This is a genomic window from Chromobacterium sphagni (genome assembly GCF_001855575.1).
Classification (GTDB): Bacteria; Pseudomonadota; Gammaproteobacteria; order Burkholderiales; family Chromobacteriaceae; genus Chromobacterium; species Chromobacterium sphagni.
This window is the reverse complement of sequence record NZ_MKCS01000001.1, coordinates 884,250-901,943: the sequence shown is the minus strand read 5'-3', so window position 1 is coordinate 901,943 and position 17,694 is coordinate 884,250. Positions and strand designations below refer to the sequence as shown.

16 protein-coding genes are annotated in these 17,694 nt (G+C 65.8%); 8 read left to right on the top strand and 8 right to left on the bottom strand.

Features of this window, described 5'->3' with window-relative positions:
- Positions 1 to 9: 9 nt before the first annotated feature.
- The 5 genes from BI347_RS04305 to BI347_RS04285 form a co-directional block, all read right to left on the bottom strand.
- Positions 10 to 522 (bottom strand): KdsC family phosphatase, encoded by a 513-nt coding sequence (locus tag BI347_RS04305; RefSeq protein WP_071115379.1) that lies wholly within the window; start codon positions 520 to 522, stop codon positions 10 to 12.
- The gene (locus tag BI347_RS04300) at positions 519 to 1,382 is read right to left on the bottom strand and encodes an N-acetylneuraminate synthase family protein (protein WP_095210851.1); all 864 of its coding nucleotides are present in this window, start codon (positions 1,380 to 1,382) and stop codon (positions 519 to 521) included. Before BI347_RS04300 ends, BI347_RS04305 begins: the two co-directional genes overlap by 4 nt.
- 94 nt (positions 1,383 to 1,476) lie before the next feature.
- Complete coding sequence (locus BI347_RS04295; RefSeq protein ID WP_071115378.1) at positions 1,477 to 1,962, bottom strand: hypothetical protein; 486 nt, start codon at positions 1,960 to 1,962, stop codon at positions 1,477 to 1,479.
- Between the two features lie 179 nt (positions 1,963 to 2,141).
- The gene (gene rfbF, locus BI347_RS04290) at positions 2,142 to 2,912 is read right to left on the bottom strand and encodes a glucose-1-phosphate cytidylyltransferase (protein WP_071114458.1); all 771 of its coding nucleotides are present in this window, start codon (positions 2,910 to 2,912) and stop codon (positions 2,142 to 2,144) included.
- 34 nt (positions 2,913 to 2,946) lie between these two features.
- On the bottom strand, positions 2,947 to 3,678 hold the full coding sequence (locus tag BI347_RS04285) for an S-methyl-5'-thioinosine phosphorylase (RefSeq protein ID WP_071114457.1): 732 nt from the start codon (positions 3,676 to 3,678) through the stop codon (positions 2,947 to 2,949).
- A 308-nt stretch (positions 3,679 to 3,986) separates the two neighbouring features.
- Between BI347_RS04285 and hemP the strand changes: the two genes are divergently transcribed.
- The 8 genes from hemP (at position 3,987) to BI347_RS04245 (ending at position 14,642) form a co-directional block, all read left to right on the top strand.
- Positions 3,987 to 4,160, top strand: coding sequence for a hemin uptake protein HemP (gene hemP, locus BI347_RS04280; RefSeq protein WP_071114456.1), 174 nt, complete (start codon positions 3,987 to 3,989; stop codon positions 4,158 to 4,160).
- 58 nt (positions 4,161 to 4,218) lie between these two features.
- Entirely contained in the window at positions 4,219 to 6,420 is a 2,202-nt protein-coding gene (locus tag BI347_RS04275; RefSeq protein ID WP_071115377.1) for a TonB-dependent hemoglobin/transferrin/lactoferrin family receptor, read from the top strand.
- A 51-nt stretch (positions 6,421 to 6,471) separates the two neighbouring features.
- The gene (locus BI347_RS04270; protein ID WP_071114454.1) at positions 6,472 to 7,506 is read left to right on the top strand and encodes a hemin-degrading factor; all 1,035 of its coding nucleotides are present in this window, start codon (positions 6,472 to 6,474) and stop codon (positions 7,504 to 7,506) included.
- On the top strand, positions 7,496 to 8,287 hold the full coding sequence (locus BI347_RS04265; protein WP_071115376.1) for a heme/hemin ABC transporter substrate-binding protein: 792 nt from the start codon (positions 7,496 to 7,498) through the stop codon (positions 8,285 to 8,287). Before BI347_RS04270 ends, BI347_RS04265 begins: the two co-directional genes overlap by 11 nt.
- On the top strand, positions 8,284 to 9,246 hold the full coding sequence (locus BI347_RS04260; RefSeq protein WP_239690818.1) for a FecCD family ABC transporter permease: 963 nt from the start codon (positions 8,284 to 8,286) through the stop codon (positions 9,244 to 9,246). Before BI347_RS04265 ends, BI347_RS04260 begins: the two co-directional genes overlap by 4 nt.
- Positions 9,239 to 10,015 (top strand): ABC transporter ATP-binding protein, encoded by a 777-nt coding sequence (locus BI347_RS04255; protein WP_071115375.1) that lies wholly within the window; start codon positions 9,239 to 9,241, stop codon positions 10,013 to 10,015. Before BI347_RS04260 ends, BI347_RS04255 begins: the two co-directional genes overlap by 8 nt.
- Before the next feature lie 89 nt (positions 10,016 to 10,104).
- Positions 10,105 to 13,458: a PAS domain-containing hybrid sensor histidine kinase/response regulator gene (locus BI347_RS04250; protein ID WP_071115374.1), complete on the top strand. Its 3,354-nt coding sequence runs from the start codon at positions 10,105 to 10,107 to the stop codon at positions 13,456 to 13,458.
- 41 nt (positions 13,459 to 13,499) lie between these two features.
- Positions 13,500 to 14,642: a response regulator transcription factor gene (locus BI347_RS04245; protein WP_071115373.1), complete on the top strand. Its 1,143-nt coding sequence runs from the start codon at positions 13,500 to 13,502 to the stop codon at positions 14,640 to 14,642.
- Positions 14,643 to 14,708: 66 nt separating this feature from the next.
- Here BI347_RS04245 and BI347_RS04240 read toward each other — a convergent pair whose 3' ends face one another.
- The 3 genes from BI347_RS04240 to BI347_RS04230 form a co-directional block, all read right to left on the bottom strand.
- Positions 14,709 to 15,251, bottom strand: a complete 543-nt coding sequence (locus tag BI347_RS04240; RefSeq protein ID WP_071112220.1) for a hypoxanthine-guanine phosphoribosyltransferase — start codon at positions 15,249 to 15,251, stop codon at positions 14,709 to 14,711.
- 62 nt (positions 15,252 to 15,313) lie between these two features.
- Entirely contained in the window at positions 15,314 to 16,186 is an 873-nt protein-coding gene (gene galU, locus BI347_RS04235; RefSeq protein ID WP_071115372.1) for a UTP--glucose-1-phosphate uridylyltransferase GalU, read from the bottom strand.
- A gap of 69 nt (positions 16,187 to 16,255) precedes the next feature.
- Positions 16,256 to 17,689 (bottom strand): tetratricopeptide repeat protein, encoded by a 1,434-nt coding sequence (locus BI347_RS04230; RefSeq protein WP_071115371.1) that lies wholly within the window; start codon positions 17,687 to 17,689, stop codon positions 16,256 to 16,258.
- Positions 17,690 to 17,694 lie beyond the last annotated feature (5 nt).

Below are 17,694 nucleotides of genomic sequence, written 5' to 3'. Positions count from 1 at the left end.
CCGCGCCTGTCAGCGCCGGAGAATATCGCTTGCCGGCAAACGGCCGGCCCGTCCCAGATGATCCAGCACCTCGCGCACCGCGCCGTAGCCGCCGTTGCGCGTGCTCAGCATCGTCACCGCCTCGCGGACGGCGTCGACGGCGTCGGCCGGCGCCGCGCTGAAACCCACCCTGGCCATCACCGGCAGATCGTTGACGTCGTCGCCCATCATCGCCACCTGTTCCGCCCGCAGGCCGTGCCGGCCCAGCACATCGTCCAACGCCTCGCCCTTGTCGGCGTAGCCGAGATAGCACAGGTCGGCCGGAATGCCGACCTTGTCGGCAAAGCGCTGCAGAGCGGGATCGCTCTCGCCCGACACCAGCGCGAACAGCACGCCCTTGCGCCGCCAGCGGCTGATGCCCATCACGTCCTTGAAGGAGAAATGGCGCAAGACCTCGCCTTGCACCCCCCAGGCGAAACGCCCGTCGGTCAGCGTGCCGTCCACATCGAGCAATACCGCCCGGATTGGCGCGGCCGCGCTCATTTGCGGCGCAACTTCTGCTGCACCGGCACCTCGCAATCGAGCAGCCGCTTCTGGTCCGAGCCCAGAGCCGACTCCACCAGCCTGACGTCGCGCACCAAGCGGTTCAGCCCGCTGGGCTCCAGCGACGCCGACTGGTCCGAACCCCACAGCGCGCGGTCGGTGGTGATGTGGCGTTCCAGCAGGCAGGCGCCCAGCGCCACGGCCGCCACCGACGACGCCAGGCCGGTTTCATGGCCGGAATAGCCGGTGGGCACGCCGTAGCGGGCGCGCAGCGTGGGAATCACCCGCAGATTCAGATCTTCGTACTTGGACGGATAGGCGGCGCAGCAATGCATGATGGCCAACTTGTCGGTGCCCAGCACCTCGACCGCATGGTCGATCTGCTCCAGCGTGCTCATGCCGGTGGACAGGATGATGGGCTTACCGGTGGCGCGGGTGTGGCGCAGCAGGCCGTCGTCGGTCAGCGAGGCGCTGGCGATCTTGTAGGCCACCGGGTTGAACTGCTCGATGAAGTCGACCGAGTCCTCGTCCCAGCAGGAGGCGAACCAGTGGATGCCCAGCTCGCGGCAATATTCGTCGATGCGGCGGTACTCGTTGATGCCGAACTCCAGGCCGCGCTTCAGGTCGCCATTGGTGTGGCCGAACAGGCTGTCGCGCGGACGCGCCATTTCCTCGGCGCTGTAGACGACGTCCAACGTGCGCTTCTGGAACTTCACCGCATTGCAGCCGGCCTCGTGGGCGGTGTCGATCAGCCGCAGCGCATGCTCCAGGCTGCCGTTATGGTTGATGCCGATTTCGGCGATGATGTAGCTCGGTTCAGCATCGGCGATCAGCGTGCTTTCAATGTGGAAGGACTTCATTTGCATCTCCATCTGGAATGGTAAATCTAAGAAACAGGCCGCTGCCGCACGGGCACCGGCTGCCGCGCCTTGCTCCCCCCTGCCGACGACTGCATCAATCGAACATCACCGAATGGCCGGACGACGGTTCCGCCATCCGATCCCGCGGCGCTTGCCTGGAGCCGTTTGCCGGCCGGCGGGCGGGCGCCGCACTATGAGCTTGCCGCGCAGCGGCAAGCCGGCGCCGATGCGCTTCTGATCGAAACGGGGTGGGAGCGGCGCGGATTATGGGCAATCCGAATTGGCGCGCCGGCGGCGGCAGGACTGCGGCAGGCGCTGTTGAAATCGAGTCCGGACGGACGGCCGGAACGGGCCGCGCGGGAAAGACCATCGCCATGGCAAGCGTCCTCCCGTCCCGCAGCGTGAAGAAGATGGCCGCGAAGCGGCGCGGACCCGAGGCCGACAAACGCTCCGACGGGCATTGCCGGGCCGGCGCCTCAGGCAGGACGGCGTCCCAGGCCTGGGCCAGTCCCGCCACCTGATCCTGCAACCGCGCCTGCGCCAAGCTGCTTGCCGCCATCTTCACTTCCGTCTCCAGCATGGCCTGCGCGAACGGACCATGTAAAAATTATTAATTATTGTTTTAAACCAGACGATCAAACAACCTAGCCACTTCATCGGACGGCGCCGGCATTTCTTGAGCCATCCTCTGGCGGCGCGGCACAATTACCCATCCGGCAATTCCACGCCAACGGCAATGGGCCGCCGCAGTCAGGCGGATCACCATGTCTTCCACGGCGCCCTGTCGCTTTGCCACAGGTCCTCCAGATAAACCTTGTCGCGCAGGGTGTCCATCGGATGCCAGAAGCCGCGGTGCCGGTAGCTGATCAGCAAACCCTCGGCCGCCAATCCGGCCAGCGGCGCCCCCTCCCAGCTGCTGTTGTCGTCGACGATGCGCTCCAGCACCTCAGGCGACAATACGAAGAAACCGCCATTGATCCAGGCGCCGTCACCCGGCGGCTTTTCGACGAAGCTTTGCACCTGGTCGTCATCCAGTTGCAAGGCACCGAAACGCCCCGGCAATTGGACCGCGGTCAGCGTGGCCGGCTTGCCATGCCCGCGGTGGAAATCGATCAGCGCGGAAATGTCGACATCGGCCACGCCGTCACCATAGGTGAAGCAGAACGCCTCTTCATCCCGGAGATATTCGGCCACCCGCTTCAGGCGTCCGCCGGTCATGGTATCGGCGCCGGTATCCACCAGCGTGACCCGCCACGGCTCGACATTGCGGTGGTGGACTTCCATCTGGTTGTTTTTCATATCGAATGTGACATCGGACATGTGCAGGAAGTAATTGGCGAAATACTCCTTGATCACATAGCCCTTGTAGCCGCAGCACACGATGAAATCGTGGATTCCGTGCGCCGAGTACATTTTCATGATGTGCCACAGGATCGGCTTGCCGCCGATCTCTATCATCGGCTTGGGCTTGAGATGGGTTTCCTCGCTGATGCGGGTGCCCAACCCCCCTGCCAGAATTACTGCTTTCATCGGCTACACTCCTGCTGCTTTGCCGCGCCGCCGACTATTTGCCCGCCATCAAACAGAGCAAGGTCGCGGTGACGGCCTCCACTCCCAAGGCCCCGGTGGCCGGGTCGAACTGCACCGAGGATGCCCCGCCCTTGCCAGCCGCCCAATTGCTGACCAGGCACAGATGCGCGTACGGCAACTCCAACTCGCGAGCCAGCGCCGCCTCCGGCATGCCGGTCATACCCACGATATCGGCACCATCCTGCTCCAACCTTAGGATTTCCGCCGCGCTCTCCAGCCTGGGCCCCTGGGTGCAGGCGTAGACGCCGCCATCCACGCCGCTGCGGCCGCTCTCCGCGACCGCCGCCAGCAGGCGCCGGCGCAGGCCGTCGTCATATGGCGCCGTGAACTCGGCGTGGACCACCGGACGCTCTGGCCCTTCGAAAAAAGTATGTTTGCGGCCCCAGCTGTAATCGATGATGTCGTCGGGCACCACCAGCCGCCCCGGCGCCATGTCCGGACGAATGCCGCCGACCGTGCCGATGGCGATGACGCCCTTGATGCCCTGGTTGTGCAGCGCCCACAGATTGGCGCGGTAATTGATTTCATGCGGGGCCAGCGAATGGCCGTAGCCATGGCGGGCGATGAACACGACATTCTGTCCGGCCAGATGGCCGAAAGTCAGCGCGCAGGAAGGATCGCCATAAGGCGTGCGCACCACTTGGCGATGCGTCACTTCCAATACCGACAACTGTGCCAGCCCGCTACCGCCGATAATCGCCAACATATACGCCTCCCCTGTTGCTTGTTATGTGCCGCCGCGCCATGAGCCGATTTCATCGGGCATGGGCCAAGCGGCAGGCTGCGGCCATTTTATCCCCGATTATGACCGAATCCTTTCGGCTGATGCTAGGAAATCCTCGCCCTGGCCGGCTGCTTGAATAATTTCTTTGAACTTGCCTTCATGCATGATTCACCCGTCCGTCAATGCCCGCCAACCGCCCGGAGACCCCTTTGACAACAGGTGCCGCCCCCGTCGCGCGATTGCGGGCTGGCCTGCTTGCCGATTTAAATGATAATAGTTATCATTAGCAAATGAATACACATCACAACGGCAAGCCGCCCCAGCTGCCGGGCAAGGCGGCCACGCCGCCGCGATTGCACAGCAGCCAGCTGTTCGGCGAAGGGCGGGAGATCCTGATCGAGCATCAGGGCGAGACTTACCGCCTGCAGCTGACCCGCAACGGCAAACTGATACTGATCAAGTAATACCCCGCAAGCCAGCCGACAGCCAGCCAGCGGAAACGACAACAATACTGGAGTTTCCATGGCCCTGTTCCGCGCCACCCCCTTGATGCTGAGCCTGGCTGCCGCCTGGCCGGCTTTTGCCGACCCCGCCGCTCCCACGCTGGATACCGTACAGGTCACCGCCCACCGCAGCGAAAAACCGCTGGCGGAAACCGCGCCCAACGCCAGCGTGATCTCGCGCCACAAGCTGGACGACCGCCTCGCCCGCGGCATCGCAGACGCCGTCAAATACGAGCCCGGCGTGGAAGTGGCCACCGATCCCAACCGCCGCGGCAACGCCGGCTACACCATCCGCGGCATCGACGGCAACCGCATCCTGATGCTGATAGACGGCGAGCGGCTGCCCGAGGCCTATGACGGCGGCGGCAACGGCAACGGCGCCATCGCCGGACGCGATTTCGTCGAGCTGGAAACGCTGCGCGCCATCGACATCGTCAAAGGCCCCACCTCCAGCCTGTACGGCTCCGACGCCATCGGCGGCGTGATCGGCTATCGCACCAAGACGGTGGACGACTTCGTGCCGGAAGAACAAGGCGTGGGCGGCAACGTCAAGGCTTTCGGCGCCAGCGCCGACAACAGCTGGGGCAGCAGCGCCGGCGTGGGCGCCAAGGGCGAACGCGCCGACGCCATGCTGATCTACACCCACCGCAACGGCCACGAAGCCGACAATATGGGCGGCAACGACAGCGCCACTACCGCCCGCACCGCGCCCAATCCGCAGGACTGGCGCAGCGACAATCTGCTGGCCAAGCTGGGCTATAAGCTCACGCCGCAGCAGAGGCTGGAACTGACGCTGGAACACTACCGCCGCGACACCGACAGCAATCTGCTCAACACCCTCTATCCGGCTTATGTCTCCAGGGGCCGCCCGGTGCCGGCGCAGCAGGCCCAGACCGCCGCCGACCGCACCCTGCGCAACCGCGTGTCGCTGTCCTGGGAGGCGCGCCAACTGGGTCCGCTGGACCGGCTGGCGGTCAAGCTCTACCAGCAGAAGCTGAACAACGCCGACAATAGCTACAGCCTGTTCGGCAACCAAAGCCAGGTCCAGTCCAATTACAACTTCTACCAGAAAATTCTCGGCCTGACGCTGGAGGCCGAGCAGCGCTTCAATGCGCTGTCGGCCGAGCACCAGCTGCTGTGGGGCACCGACCTCTCCCGCACCGACACCAGCCGGCCGCGGCTGAAAACCCAGTACAACGCCAACGGCAGCACCAGCAACACGATAGGCGGCGAAACCTTCCCCAGCAAGACCTTCCCGGACAGCACCTCCGACCGCGTCGGCTTATTCGTGCAGGATGAAATGAAGTTCGCGAACGGCATCGCCTTGTCGCCGTCGCTGCGCTGGGACCACTACAAGATGAGCACCCAGCCCGACCAGGCCTACGCCAATAGCGGCGGCCAGCCGGTTCCCTCGTTCCAGGACAGCGCCTTCTCCCCCAAGCTGGGCCTGAGCATCCCGTTCGCCAGCCATTACACCGGTTTCGCCCAGCTGTCGTCCGGCTTCCGCGCGCCGCCGTTCGACGACGCCAACATGGCCTTCGTCAACCGTGCCTACGGCTATCAGGTGATCGCCAACCCCAACCTGAAATCGGAAACCAGCCGCGGCATCGAACTGGGCCTGAAAGGCCAGTGGGACAGCTTCGACTTCGGCCTGACCGCCTACCAGAACCGCTACCGCGACTTCATCGAACAGGCCAGCCTGGGCACGATCAATGGACTGCTGACCTACCAGTACCAGAACATCGGCCGCGTCGACATCAAGGGCGCCGAAGCCCGCGCCGCCTGGCGCTTCGCCCCCGGCTGGCAGACCCAAGCCTCCCTCGCCTACGCCCATGGCCAGGACCTGGACAACAACATTCCGCTGGCCTCGATCGCGCCGCTGTCGGCGGTGCTGGGCCTGCGCTACGACCAGGCGCAATTCGGCGGCGAAGCGCTGCTGCGCGCCGCCGCGCGCAACAACCGGGTGGCCGCGGTAGCCGCCATGCCGGGCTCCACTGCGCAAAGCCCCGGCTTCGCCACCCCCGGCTACGCCACGCTGGACCTGACCGCCTACTGGAAGCCGGCCAAGCGCACCACCATTCGCGCCGGCGTGTTCAACGTATTCGACCGCAAATACTGGAAGGCCGCCGACGTGCGCGGCATGGCCGCCAACGACGTCACGCTGGACCGCTACACCCAGCCGGGCCGCAACTTCAGCGCCAGCGTCGAATATCAATTCTGATTCCCCATCCATGCGGGCGGCTGACCTGCCCGCGCATCACAGGAGAACACCATGAGCCAGCTATGGGATCGCTACCAGACGCTCAAAGCCAGCCAACCCCGCCTGCGCGCGCGCGACGCCGCGGAGCAACTGGGCGTCAGCGAATGCGAACTGGTGGCCGCCGATCCGGCCGCCACGCCGCTGCGGCCGGAATGGCCGCAACTGCTCGCCGCCCTGGCCCCGCTGGGCCGGGTGATGGCGCTGACGCGCAACCACGCCTGCGTGCATGAAACCAAGGGCGACTACGCCAATGTCGAAATCGACGGCAAGGTCGGCCTGGCGATCAACCCGGTGATAGACCTGCGCATCTTCCTGTTCCACTGGCGCCACGGTTTCGCGGTGCGGAACGAAACGCCGCGCGGCGTGCAACGCAGCCTGCAGTTCTTCGACCGCCACGGCGAGGCGGTGCACAAGGTCTACCTGACCGAGGACAGCGACGTCGCCGCCTACGACGCGCTGGCGGCGCGCTTCGCCGCCCAGGCCGACGCGTTGCAGCTGGACCCGGTCCAGGCCGCCGCCGCCGAACTGCCCGACCAGCAGATCGACCAGTCGGCCTTTCAGGCCGAATGGCAGAGCCTGACCGACGTGCATGCCTTCCACTCCTTCCTGCGCCGCTGGCAAGTGTCGCGCCGCCAGGGTTTCCGCCTGGCGCCGCCGGGACAGGCCTGGCGCGTGCGCGAAGACGCGGTGGAGCAGTTGCTGCGCCGCGCGGCCAGCACCGAAACCCCCATCATGGTATTCGTCGGCAACCGCGGCATGATCCAGATCCACACCGGAGCCGTGCGCAATGTCCAGGTGATGGGCGACTGGCTCAACGTGCTGGACCCCGACTTCAACCTGCATCTGCGCACCGACCTGATCGCCGAGGCCTGGATCACACGCAAGCCGGGCGACAATGGCGTGGTCACCTCGCTGGAGCTGTTCGACGACCAGGGAGAATCGCTGGCCACCTTCTTCGGCGAGCGCAAGCCCGGCCGCGCCGAGCGGGTGGAGTGGGTGAAACTGTTGGGCGAACTGCCGCCGCTGGAGCAAGAAGATGTCGCCTAAGCCCCTCATCGCAGCCGCGCTGCTGGCGGCGCTGGCGGTTTCGGCCCAGGCCGCGGAGCGGCTGGTGGTGGTGACGCCTGACATCGCCGAGATCGTCGTCGCGCTGGGCGCCGCCAACGAAGTGGTGGGCCGCGACCGCAGCAGCAAGGAGCCGCAGCTGGCCCACGCCCAAGTGGTGGGCTTTTCACGCGCGCTGAACGCGGAAACCATCGCCAAGCTCAAACCCACCCTGGTACTGGGCAGCGCCGCCGCCCAGCCGCCGACGTTGTGGCCGCAACTGAAGCTGCTGAAACTGCGGGCCGAAGAGGTATCGGCCCGCGAGGACGGCGGCGACTTCGCCGACGCCATCCGCAAGGTGGGGCAGCTGCTGGGCCGCGCCGACGCCGCCGGCAAGCTCGCCAGCGGCTGGCAGCAGCAGATGCAGCCGCGTCCGGCGCGCAATATCCGTTATCTGGTGAGTTACGACGGCAGCCTGGTGGCCGGCAAGGACACCGCGCCGGACACCCTGATCCGCTCCGCCGGCGGCATCAACGCCGCCGCCGGCCTCAACGGCTTCAAACCGCTGAGCCGCGATGCCTGGCAGGCGCTGAAGCCCGACGTGATCATCCTGGGCAGCCACACCGCGGCGGTCTACGGCGGCAAGGACGCGTTCGCCAAACGGCCTGAGGTCGCCGCCACCCCAGCCGGCAAGCAAGGGCGGATTTATCTGCTGCCGCCGCAGCAAGCCATGCTGATAGGCCTGGACAGCCCGGCGGTGGTGGAACAGATGGTGAAGATGTGAGCGCCATCAGCCACCGCCTGCTGTGGCCCGGCCTGATCCTCGCCAGCATCGCGCTGCCGCTGCTGGCGCTGTCGAGTTCGGCCGGCCAGTTCGCCTGGCCGGACCTGGCCGACCCGCTGGTCAGCCAATTGCGGCTGCCGCGCATCGTCGCCGCGCTGGGCGTGGGCGCGTCACTGGCCGCCAGCGGCGCCGCGCTGCAGGCGCTGTTCCGCAACCCGCTGGCCGACCCCGGCCTGATCGGCACCTCAAGCGGCGCGGCCCTGGCGGTGATCGCGGTGCTGGCGCTGGGCCTGACTGGCCTGACGCTGCCGCTGGCGGCGTTTGCCGGCGGCCTGGCCGCCACCTGGCTGATCCTGCTGCTGGCCCGGCTGGTCAAGGGCGGCCTGGCCGGCCTGCTGCTGATGGGACTGGTGGTGGGCGCCTTCTGCGGCGCGCTCTCCAGCCTGATTCTTTTCATGTCGGACGATCTGACGCTGCGCTCGGCCAGCAGCTGGCTGGCCGGCAACTTGTCCGCCGCCCTGCCCGGCCGGCTGGGCCTATGCCTCGCAGTGGCGGCGCTGGGCATCGCGCTGCTGTGCGCGATAGGCCGCGACCTGGATTGCCTGCTGCTGGGCGAGGAAACCGCCCGCTCGCTGGGCATCAATACTGTGCGCACCCGCCGGCTGGCCGCCATAGGCGCGGCGCTGGCCACCGGCGGCGCGGTGGCGCTATCGGGCGTGATCGGCTTTGTCGGCATGATGATCCCCAACGCGCTCGCGCTCCTGGTGGGCGGCTGCCGCCGCCGGCTGATCCTGCTGTCGGCCTGGGCCGGCGCGCTGTTCCTGTTGGCGGTGGACACCCTGGCGCGCAACATCGCCTGGCCGCTGGACCTGCCGGTGGGCCTGATGGCCGCCTTCGCCGGCCCGCCGTTCTTCATCTGGATTTTCCGCCGTCAACAAGGGAGACCGCTCGATGCCTGACACCCACACCCTGAAAGTCCGCGAGCTTGGCTACCAGGCAGGCGGACGGACGCTGTTGCACGACATCCGGCTGGACCTGCCCGCCGGCCGGGTCAGCGCGCTGCTCGGCCCCAACGGCGCCGGCAAGACCACCCTGCTGCGGCTGCTGGCCGGCCTGTCCATCCCCAGCCACGGCGCGGTGCGCCTCGCCGGCCAATGCGTGTGCCGAATGGACACCCTGCAGCGCGCGCGCCGCATCGCCTGGGTTCCCCAGCACCTGCCGACCGACATCCCGCTGACGGTGGCCGAATTCGTCGCGCTGGGCCGCATGCCCTACCTGGGCGCCTTCACCCGTCCCGGCGCGCAGGACCGCGCCGCGGTGCAGGCCGCGCTCGCCACCGTGGAGATGGAGCATTACGCCGGCAAGCGGCTGGAGCAGTTGTCCGGCGGGGAAAAGCAACGGGCGGCCATCGCCCGCGCGCTAGCGCAGCAGGCGCCGGTGCTGCTGCTGGACGAACCCACCAATCACCTGGACCTGCGCCATCAGCACCAGTTGCAGCAATTGCTGCGCGAATTGGCCGGCCAGGGCCGTACCGTGGTGCAGGTATTGCACGATCTGACGCTGGCGGCGGACTACGCCGACCAAGTGGCGCTGCTGGAGGCCGGCCGGGTGGTGGCTTGCGGCTCCCCGGCCCAGGTGCTGACGCCGGAACGCCTGCTGGCGGTCTACCGCTGGCCGGTGCGGCTGCAGCATCATGAAAGCGGCATCCTGCCCCAGGCCGCGGCGTAATCCCTGCCCGGCACCAGCGCGTCATCCGCCAAACCACCGCGCGCCGTACTACAACTAGAGCAATATTCTAGCTTTCTTGGAGTACGGCCTTGCGCAAGTTGATTGTCATCAACCGGCTGATGCCGCTGGTCCTGCTGTCGGGCGCCGCCCTGCTGCTGGTCTATCTGGCCACGCGGCAACCGCTTCCATCCTCCGGGTGGATGCTGGCCGGCCTGTGCCTGGCGCTGTTGCTGGCGCAAGCCATCGCGCAATGGCGCTTGCGGCGCCAAGCATGGCGGTTGCGACAATGGCAGCAGCAGCAAACCTGCCTGTCCAGCATCATCGACAACGCCGCGGAAGCCTTCATCACCATCGATGCCGACGGCCGCATCGGCCTGTTCAACCGCGCCGCCGAGCGCATTTTCGGCCACCGCGCCGCCGCGACTTTCGGCCAGTCAGTCACCATGCTGATGCCCGAGCCATACCGCAGCCAGTTCGAAAAATACATCGCCGGCTACCTGAACGGCGGCCGCTCCCCATCCGACGCTCCGGAAATCCACGCCCAAGGGCTGCGCAGCAATGGCGAAATCTTTCCGCTGCGCCTGTGCGCCAGCGAATTCCAGGTCGATGGCAAGCGGCAATTCATCGGCATCATCGCTGACCAGAGCGAGCCGCAGCGGATGGAACTGGCTCTGCTCGCCAGCGAGCAGCGCTACCGCGCCCTCGTCAACGCCCTCGGCGAGGGCGTGCTGATCCACGACAAGGATGGACGCATCCTGGCCAGCAACCCGGCGGCCGCGACGATTCTGGGCCTGAAGCCGAGCCAGCTGGAGCGGATGGACGTGCATTCCCTGTGGCGGCAGTGCGCGCAGGAGGACGGCACGCCCTTCATGCAGGCGCGGCAGCCCGCGCCGGACGGCATGGTGCTGGCGATGCAGCGGCCGAACGGCAGCCGCATCTGGCTGAAGCTCAACAGCGTTTCGCTGCAGCAGCAAGGCCTGGATCAAGACGGCACGGTGCTGATCTTCAACGACATCACCCGGATGCACGAGGCCGATGAACAAGTGCACCTGCTGCTGCGGGGCATCGAGTCGATGTCCACCGGCTTCCTGATCGCCGACGCCCGCATGCCGGAGCTCCCCACCGTGTTCGTCAACGACGGCGTCAGCCGGATAACCGGCTATTCGAAAGGCGAGATCCACGAAAAGCATTACCGCTTCTGGCAGGACGACGACAACGACCCCGCCACCATGCAGGTGCTGGAGCATGCCATTACCCATGCGAAGCCGGTTTCGGTGCTGCTGCACAACCGGCGCAAGGACGGCAGCCGCTTCTGGAACAACATGTCGCTGACGCCGATCTACGACAGCCACAACCTGCTCACCCACTTCGTGGCCGAAGTGCACGACATCAGCTCGCAGATCGAGGCCGCGGAAGCGATGCGGCTCAACGAGCAGCGCTGGCGCGAGGCGCTGGAATCCACCGGCATGGGGGTGTTCGAATATAATGTGCAGAGCGGCGAAATCCACTTTTCCCCCAGCTGGCTGGCCCAGCTGGGCTATCAGCCGGAAATGATCAACGGCCCCAGCAGCCAGTGGAACGCGCTGATCCATCCCGACGACATCCCTTCGCGCAACCAAAGCATGCGCGCGCTGCTGTCCGGCCAGACGCCCTTCGTCGAAACCCGCTACCGGGTGCGCCGGCATGACGGCAAATACTGCTGGGTGCTGAACAAGAGCGCGATGCTGGAGCAGGACGGCGTAGCGCCCTCCGCGCTGATCCGGGGCACCATCAGCGACATCAGCCTGCAGAAGGAAGCCGAAGCCTTCCTGGTGGACCAGCAGGCCCGGCTGTCGCAGCTGGTCGCCGAGCGCACCACCGAGCTGGAGTACGCGTTGAACGAAGCGCGTTCGGCCGACCAGCTGAAAGACGAGTTCATCGCCAATATGAGCCACGAGATCCGCACGCCGATGAACGCCATCATCGGCTTCGCCGAACTGGCGCTGGCCACCAGCCTCAGCCAGCAGCAGCGCGACTACCTACAAAACGTGCGCGAAGCCGCCAAGTCGCTGCTGGGCATCATCAACGACATCCTGGACTTTTCCAAATACCGCTCCGGCCGCTTCACGCTGGACATCCACCCCTGCCGGCTGGACGACATCTGCCGCAGCTCGCTGTCGCTGATCGAACCGCTGATCGACCAGAAACGGCTGCAACTGTCCACGGACTGGCCGGACGGCTTCCGCCACGGCTATCTGGGCGACGCGCTGCGGCTGAAGCAGATCCTGACCAATCTGCTGTCCAACGCGGTGAAGTTCACCGAGCGCGGCTTCGTCAGCCTGCAGGGCCTCTGCCTGGACGACTCTCCGCAATTCAGCCGCTGCCTGTTCATCATCAGCGACAGCGGGATAGGCATGGACGCCGAAACCCGCTCCGGCCTGTTCAGCCAGTTCATGCAGGCCGACGCCACCACCACGCGCCGCTTCGGCGGCACCGGCCTGGGACTGGCCATCTGCCATCAGTTGGTGGAAGCGATGCATGGCAGCATTCGGGTGATCAGCGCGCCCGGCGAGGGGTCGGTCTTCACCGTGGAACTGCCGTTGGAAAAATCCGATCAGCAGATCCACGCCGCGCCGGAGCTGGCGGAGAAAGACATTTCACTCAAGGGCTACCGCATCCTGTTGGCCGAGGACAATGCCTTCAACCGCCAATACGCCTGCGAGCTGCTGAAAGACACCGGCGCCGCCGTGGACACGGCGATGAATGGCCAAGAAGCGTTCGAGGCCGTCCAGCGCCAGCACTACCACCTGATCCTGATGGACATGCAGATGCCGGTGATGGGCGGACTGGAGGCCACCCGGCGGATCCGCGCGCTGCCGGACCGGAAAGGACTGCCCATCATAGCCATGACCGCCAGCGCCCGTCCCGAAGACCGGCACCAGGCGCTGGCGGCCGGCATGGACGACTATCTGAGCAAACCGATAGATCTGGACACCTTCTGGCAAACCCTGGCCAAGTGGTGCGCCTCTCCGGTGGAGGCCGCCGCGCCGCCGCCATCCGAACGGCAGCGTGCGTCCGCGGACCTACGCATCGAAACGCTGCGGCAGTTCGACACCGTCGGCGCGCTGGCGCGGATACGCGGCAATACCGAACGCTACCAACGCATGCTGCGCAGCTTCGCCGAGCACTGGCGGACGCAGGCTGCCGGCTTCCGGCTAGATCCTGGCAATGAGGCCAGGGAGGCGCTCCAGCGCCAGGCTCATACCCTGAAAGGCAGCGCGCGCACCATAGGCGCCGAACCGCTGGCCGAGACCGCCAGCCAACTGGAGCAGGCCTGCCGCGACCAGCAATTCCAAACCGTGCCGGCCTTGCTGGAACAGCTGCAAGGGCAACTGGAACAGGTGCTGCAGCAAATCGGTCAGGCCCTGGGCGAACCATCCGCGGCGGAACAGGCTATAGATTGAGGCAGGACCACAGCAGAACCGCACAACCGCAAGGGCGCGCCATGACAAACACGGACTTCACCATCTGGGCAATAGACGATGATCCGCTGCAACGCATGTTCATCCAGGACGAACTGGGGAAAGACTGGCTGCTGCAGCTGTTCGACTCCGGCGAGGCCGTGCTGGCCGCGCTGCGCGAACAGGCCCCGCCGGCGCTGGCGCTGTGCGACGTCATCATGCCCGGGATCGACGGTTTTTCCGTCTGCCGCGAATTGCGGCAGGCCGACCCCAGGATGCAGATCGTGTTCCTATCGTCCAACACCGGCAACGAGGCCAAGCTGGCCGGACTGGACGCCGGTTGCGACGACTTCCTCGACAAGCCGATAGACGGCGAATTGCTGCGTTACAAGATCCAGCTGGCGCAGCGCGCCAGCCAGCACAAGCACCAGCTGAGCGCCGAGATCGCCAACGTGCGCAGCGTGGCCTTCGAGGCGATGACCAATGCCGGCGAGCTCGGCGTCGTGCTTGAATTCATGCGCCGCAGCCAGGAATGCGGCAACGAGCTGACGCTGGCCAGCCAGCTGCTGGAAACCATACGCAACGGCTACGATCTGAAAGGCAGCATCCGGCTGCGCCGTCCCGACTACAGCGTGGTCGACATTGGCGCCGACGGCGAAAACTGCTCGCCGCTGGCGTCCTCCATCCTCGACAATCTGCAGACGATGGAGCGCATCTTCTCGTTCAAGAACCGCATGTGCATCAACTACCCGCACCTGACCCTGCTGCTGCACAATATGCCGGAAAGCGATCCCGACCGCGTCGGCCGCTTGCGCGACCATCTGGCCATCATCGCCGACGCGGCCGAATGCCGGCTGCAAAGCATACGCAACGAGTCGCAGCTGCAACGCCAGAATCAGGTGCTGGGGGTCAGCATTCACGAAATGACCGAGGCGCTGACGTCGCTGGAAGTGCAGCATGCCCGTTTCAACACCGAAATCAGCGAGCGGGTGCTGGAGTTCTGCTCGCAGGTGCAGCATCTGGCGATAGGCTTCGGCCTCACCGACGAACAGGAATACAAACTTGACATGGCGGTCAGCGAATTCGGCGAAACCATCCGCCAGCTCGACCTTAAGGTCGGCACCGACCAGAAGCTGCAGGCATCGCTGCAGCGGCTGCGCGAGCTGATACAACAGTCGTCGGCCTGAGCCGGCGCGACAAAAAGCCGCGTCCGGCAATGCCGGGCGCGGCTGCGGAACCGCCGATGCGCAGTCTTACTTCAACGCATAGATCGCCGGCAGATTGCGCCAGGCGCCGCGCACGTCCATGCCGTAGCCGAACACATAGCGGTCCGGCACATCCAGACCGACAAAGTCGGCGGCGATCGGCTTTTCCTTGGCGATCAGCTTGTTGGCGAACACCGCGCTGAAGCAGGCCTTGGCGCCCATCTCCATCACCTTGTCGCGGATGGCAGCCATGGTGTGGCCTTCGTCCAGGATGTCGTCCAGCACCAGCACCACGCGGTCGCGCACATCTTCCTTCGGCGCCTGCTTCCACACCAGCTCGCCGCCATGGGTCTTGTCGCCGTAACGGGAAACATGGACGTAATCGAAGTCCAGCGGGAAAGCCAGGCGCGGCAGCAGCTGGCCGGTGAACACCACCGCGCCGCCCATCACCGACAACACCAGTGGGTATTCCTCGCCCAGTTTTTCGGTGATCTCCACCGCCATCCGATCGACGGCAATGCTGACTTCCTCGGCGCTGAACAGCACATCGGCGCTGTTGATCAGCCCGCGGGCTTCGGAAATATTAGGCATGATGACTCCTTGACTGAACAGGCGACGCCGCCGGGATGCGGCGGCGTAAACGGATAAAACAATCAGTTGCGCTTCAAACCGTCCAAAAAGGCGGCAAATTCGTCCGCCACCTCGTGGTGCTTCAGGCCGTAGTTGACGGTGGCCTTAAGATAACCCAGCTTGGAGCCGCAATCGTAGCGGGTGCCCTTGAACGGCAGCGCCAGCACGGTCTCGCTTTTCATCAGCGCGGCGATGCCGTCGGTCAGCTGGATTTCGCCTCCTGCCCCGGCGCCGGTGTTCACCAGCTTGTCGAAAATCCGCGGCGTCAGGATGTAGCGCCCCACCACCGCCAGATTGGACGGCGCCTCTTCCGGGCGCGGCTTCTCGACGATGTGCTCGACGGCCTGGCGGCCATGCGCATCCGGCTTGACCTTGACGATGCCGTAGGAACTGGTGTCCTGCGGCGCCACCATCTCCACCCCGAGGATGGAGGCATGGGTCTCGTCGAACAGCCGCACCATCTGTTCCATCGCGCCCGGCGCGCCTTCGATCAGGTCGTCGGCCAGGATCACCGCGAACGGCTCGTCGCCCACCACCGGGCGGGCGCACAGCACCGCATGGCCCAGGCCCAGCGCCTCGGTCTGGCGGATATAGATGCACGACACCGACGGCGGGATGATTTCCTGCACCAGTTCCAGCAGCTTGTGCTTGTTCTTGTATTCGAGCTCGGTTTCCAGCTCGTAAGCCTTGTCGAAATGGTCTTCGATCGAACGCTTGTTGCGGCCGGTGATGAAGATCAACTCGGTCATGCCGGCAGCAATCGCCTCTTCCACCGCATACTGGATCAGCGGCTTGTCGACAATAGGCAGCATCTCTTTCGGACTGGCCTTGGTGGCGGGCAGGAAACGGGTCCCCAGGCCAGCTACCGGAAAGACTGCTTTGGTGATCTTTTTCATCTCGATTCCGTAACGCAATGACGATTTGAACAATGACAGGGCCGCATTCTAGCCCGACTTGGCTTCAGGTCAAAATGCCGGTTGCTGCCGCAAGGCGGCAATCAGGCCTTTCACCACCGGCTGCCAGGCGCCCGGCAAGGGCTGGCGCCACAGCCGCACCGACGGATACCACGGCGCGCTTGGCGCATCCGCCAGGAAAAACGGCGCGCTCTCGGCGCGCAGCAGCGCCCACACCGGCTTGCCCATCGCGCCGGCCAGATGCAGGATGGCGGTGTCCACGCAGATCACCAGATCCATCTCCTCCACCAGCGCCGCGGTATCGGCGAAGTCGGCGATGGCCGGCTGTTTCACCAGCCCCTGCAGTTCAGCCGGCGCGGCGCCGGGCTGCAAGGCGATGAAATCCACGCCTGGGACTCTGCAGATATCGGCAAACAGGGCCGGCGGCACCGACTTGTGCTGGCGCCAGGCGTCGGCGATGCCCACGCCCCAGCGGCCGCTTTCCCATACCACGCCCACTTTCAAGCGCGGGCTGTCCGGCAGATTCGGCTCGAGGCCAGCCCTCGACTGTAAATAGGCCTTGGTCGGCAGATTGTCCAGCGTCACGCCCAATACGCCCGGCAAGGACATCAGCGGCAGCTGGCAATCGTAGGCGGGCGCCGCGTCGGCCTCCAGCAGCTTGACGCCGTCAAACTGGGCAAACAGGCGGTGGAAGGTGGCCGGACAGGCCAGCAACAGTTCGGCGTCCGGATGCTCGGCGCGGATGCGCGGCAGGAAACGCGCCATCTGCAGGCTGTCGCCCAACCCCTGCTCCGACCACAGCAGCAGGGTGCGCCGTCCCAGCGCCTCGCCCCGCCAGCGCGGACCGTCGTGCCGGGCTTGCAGAATGCTGCGCCAGCGCGCCTCGTACAATGGCCAGGCCTCGGCGTAGCGGCCGGCCAGCAATAGCGCGATAGACAGGCTGAACTGCAGATTGGCGTCGTCGGGGGCCAACTCCAGCCCTCCCTGCAGCACGGAGACGGCATCGTCCAGCAACAGCGCGCTGGTGCAGACATTGCCCAGATTGTTGCAGCGCGCGGCGGTGGCGCCGCCCAGCTCTATCGCCTTGAGCAGGCAGGCGATGGCCTCCTGATAATGCAGCTGATGCTGGCGGACGATGCCCAGATTGCTCCAGGCGTCGACATGGTCCGGATCGGCCGCCAGCACTTCCTGCAGCAGGCCGGACGCCAGCTCCAGCTCGCCCAATTCCTTCAACAGCACCGCCAGATTGCTCTTGATGTTGAGCGAGGCGGGATTGAGCGCCGCCGCGGCCAGGTAATCGTCCAGCGCGCGGGCGCTGTCGCCCAGTTGCAGATGCGCGTTGGCCCGGTTGGCCAGCGCCTGCCAGTCCCTGGCGTCTATCGCCAGGCAGCGGTCGAAAACGGCGATCGCTCCCGCGTAATCGCCAGCCGCCGCCAGACGGTTGCCTGCGGCGAAATCGGCCTTCACCACTGCCTTGAGCGCCATGTCGT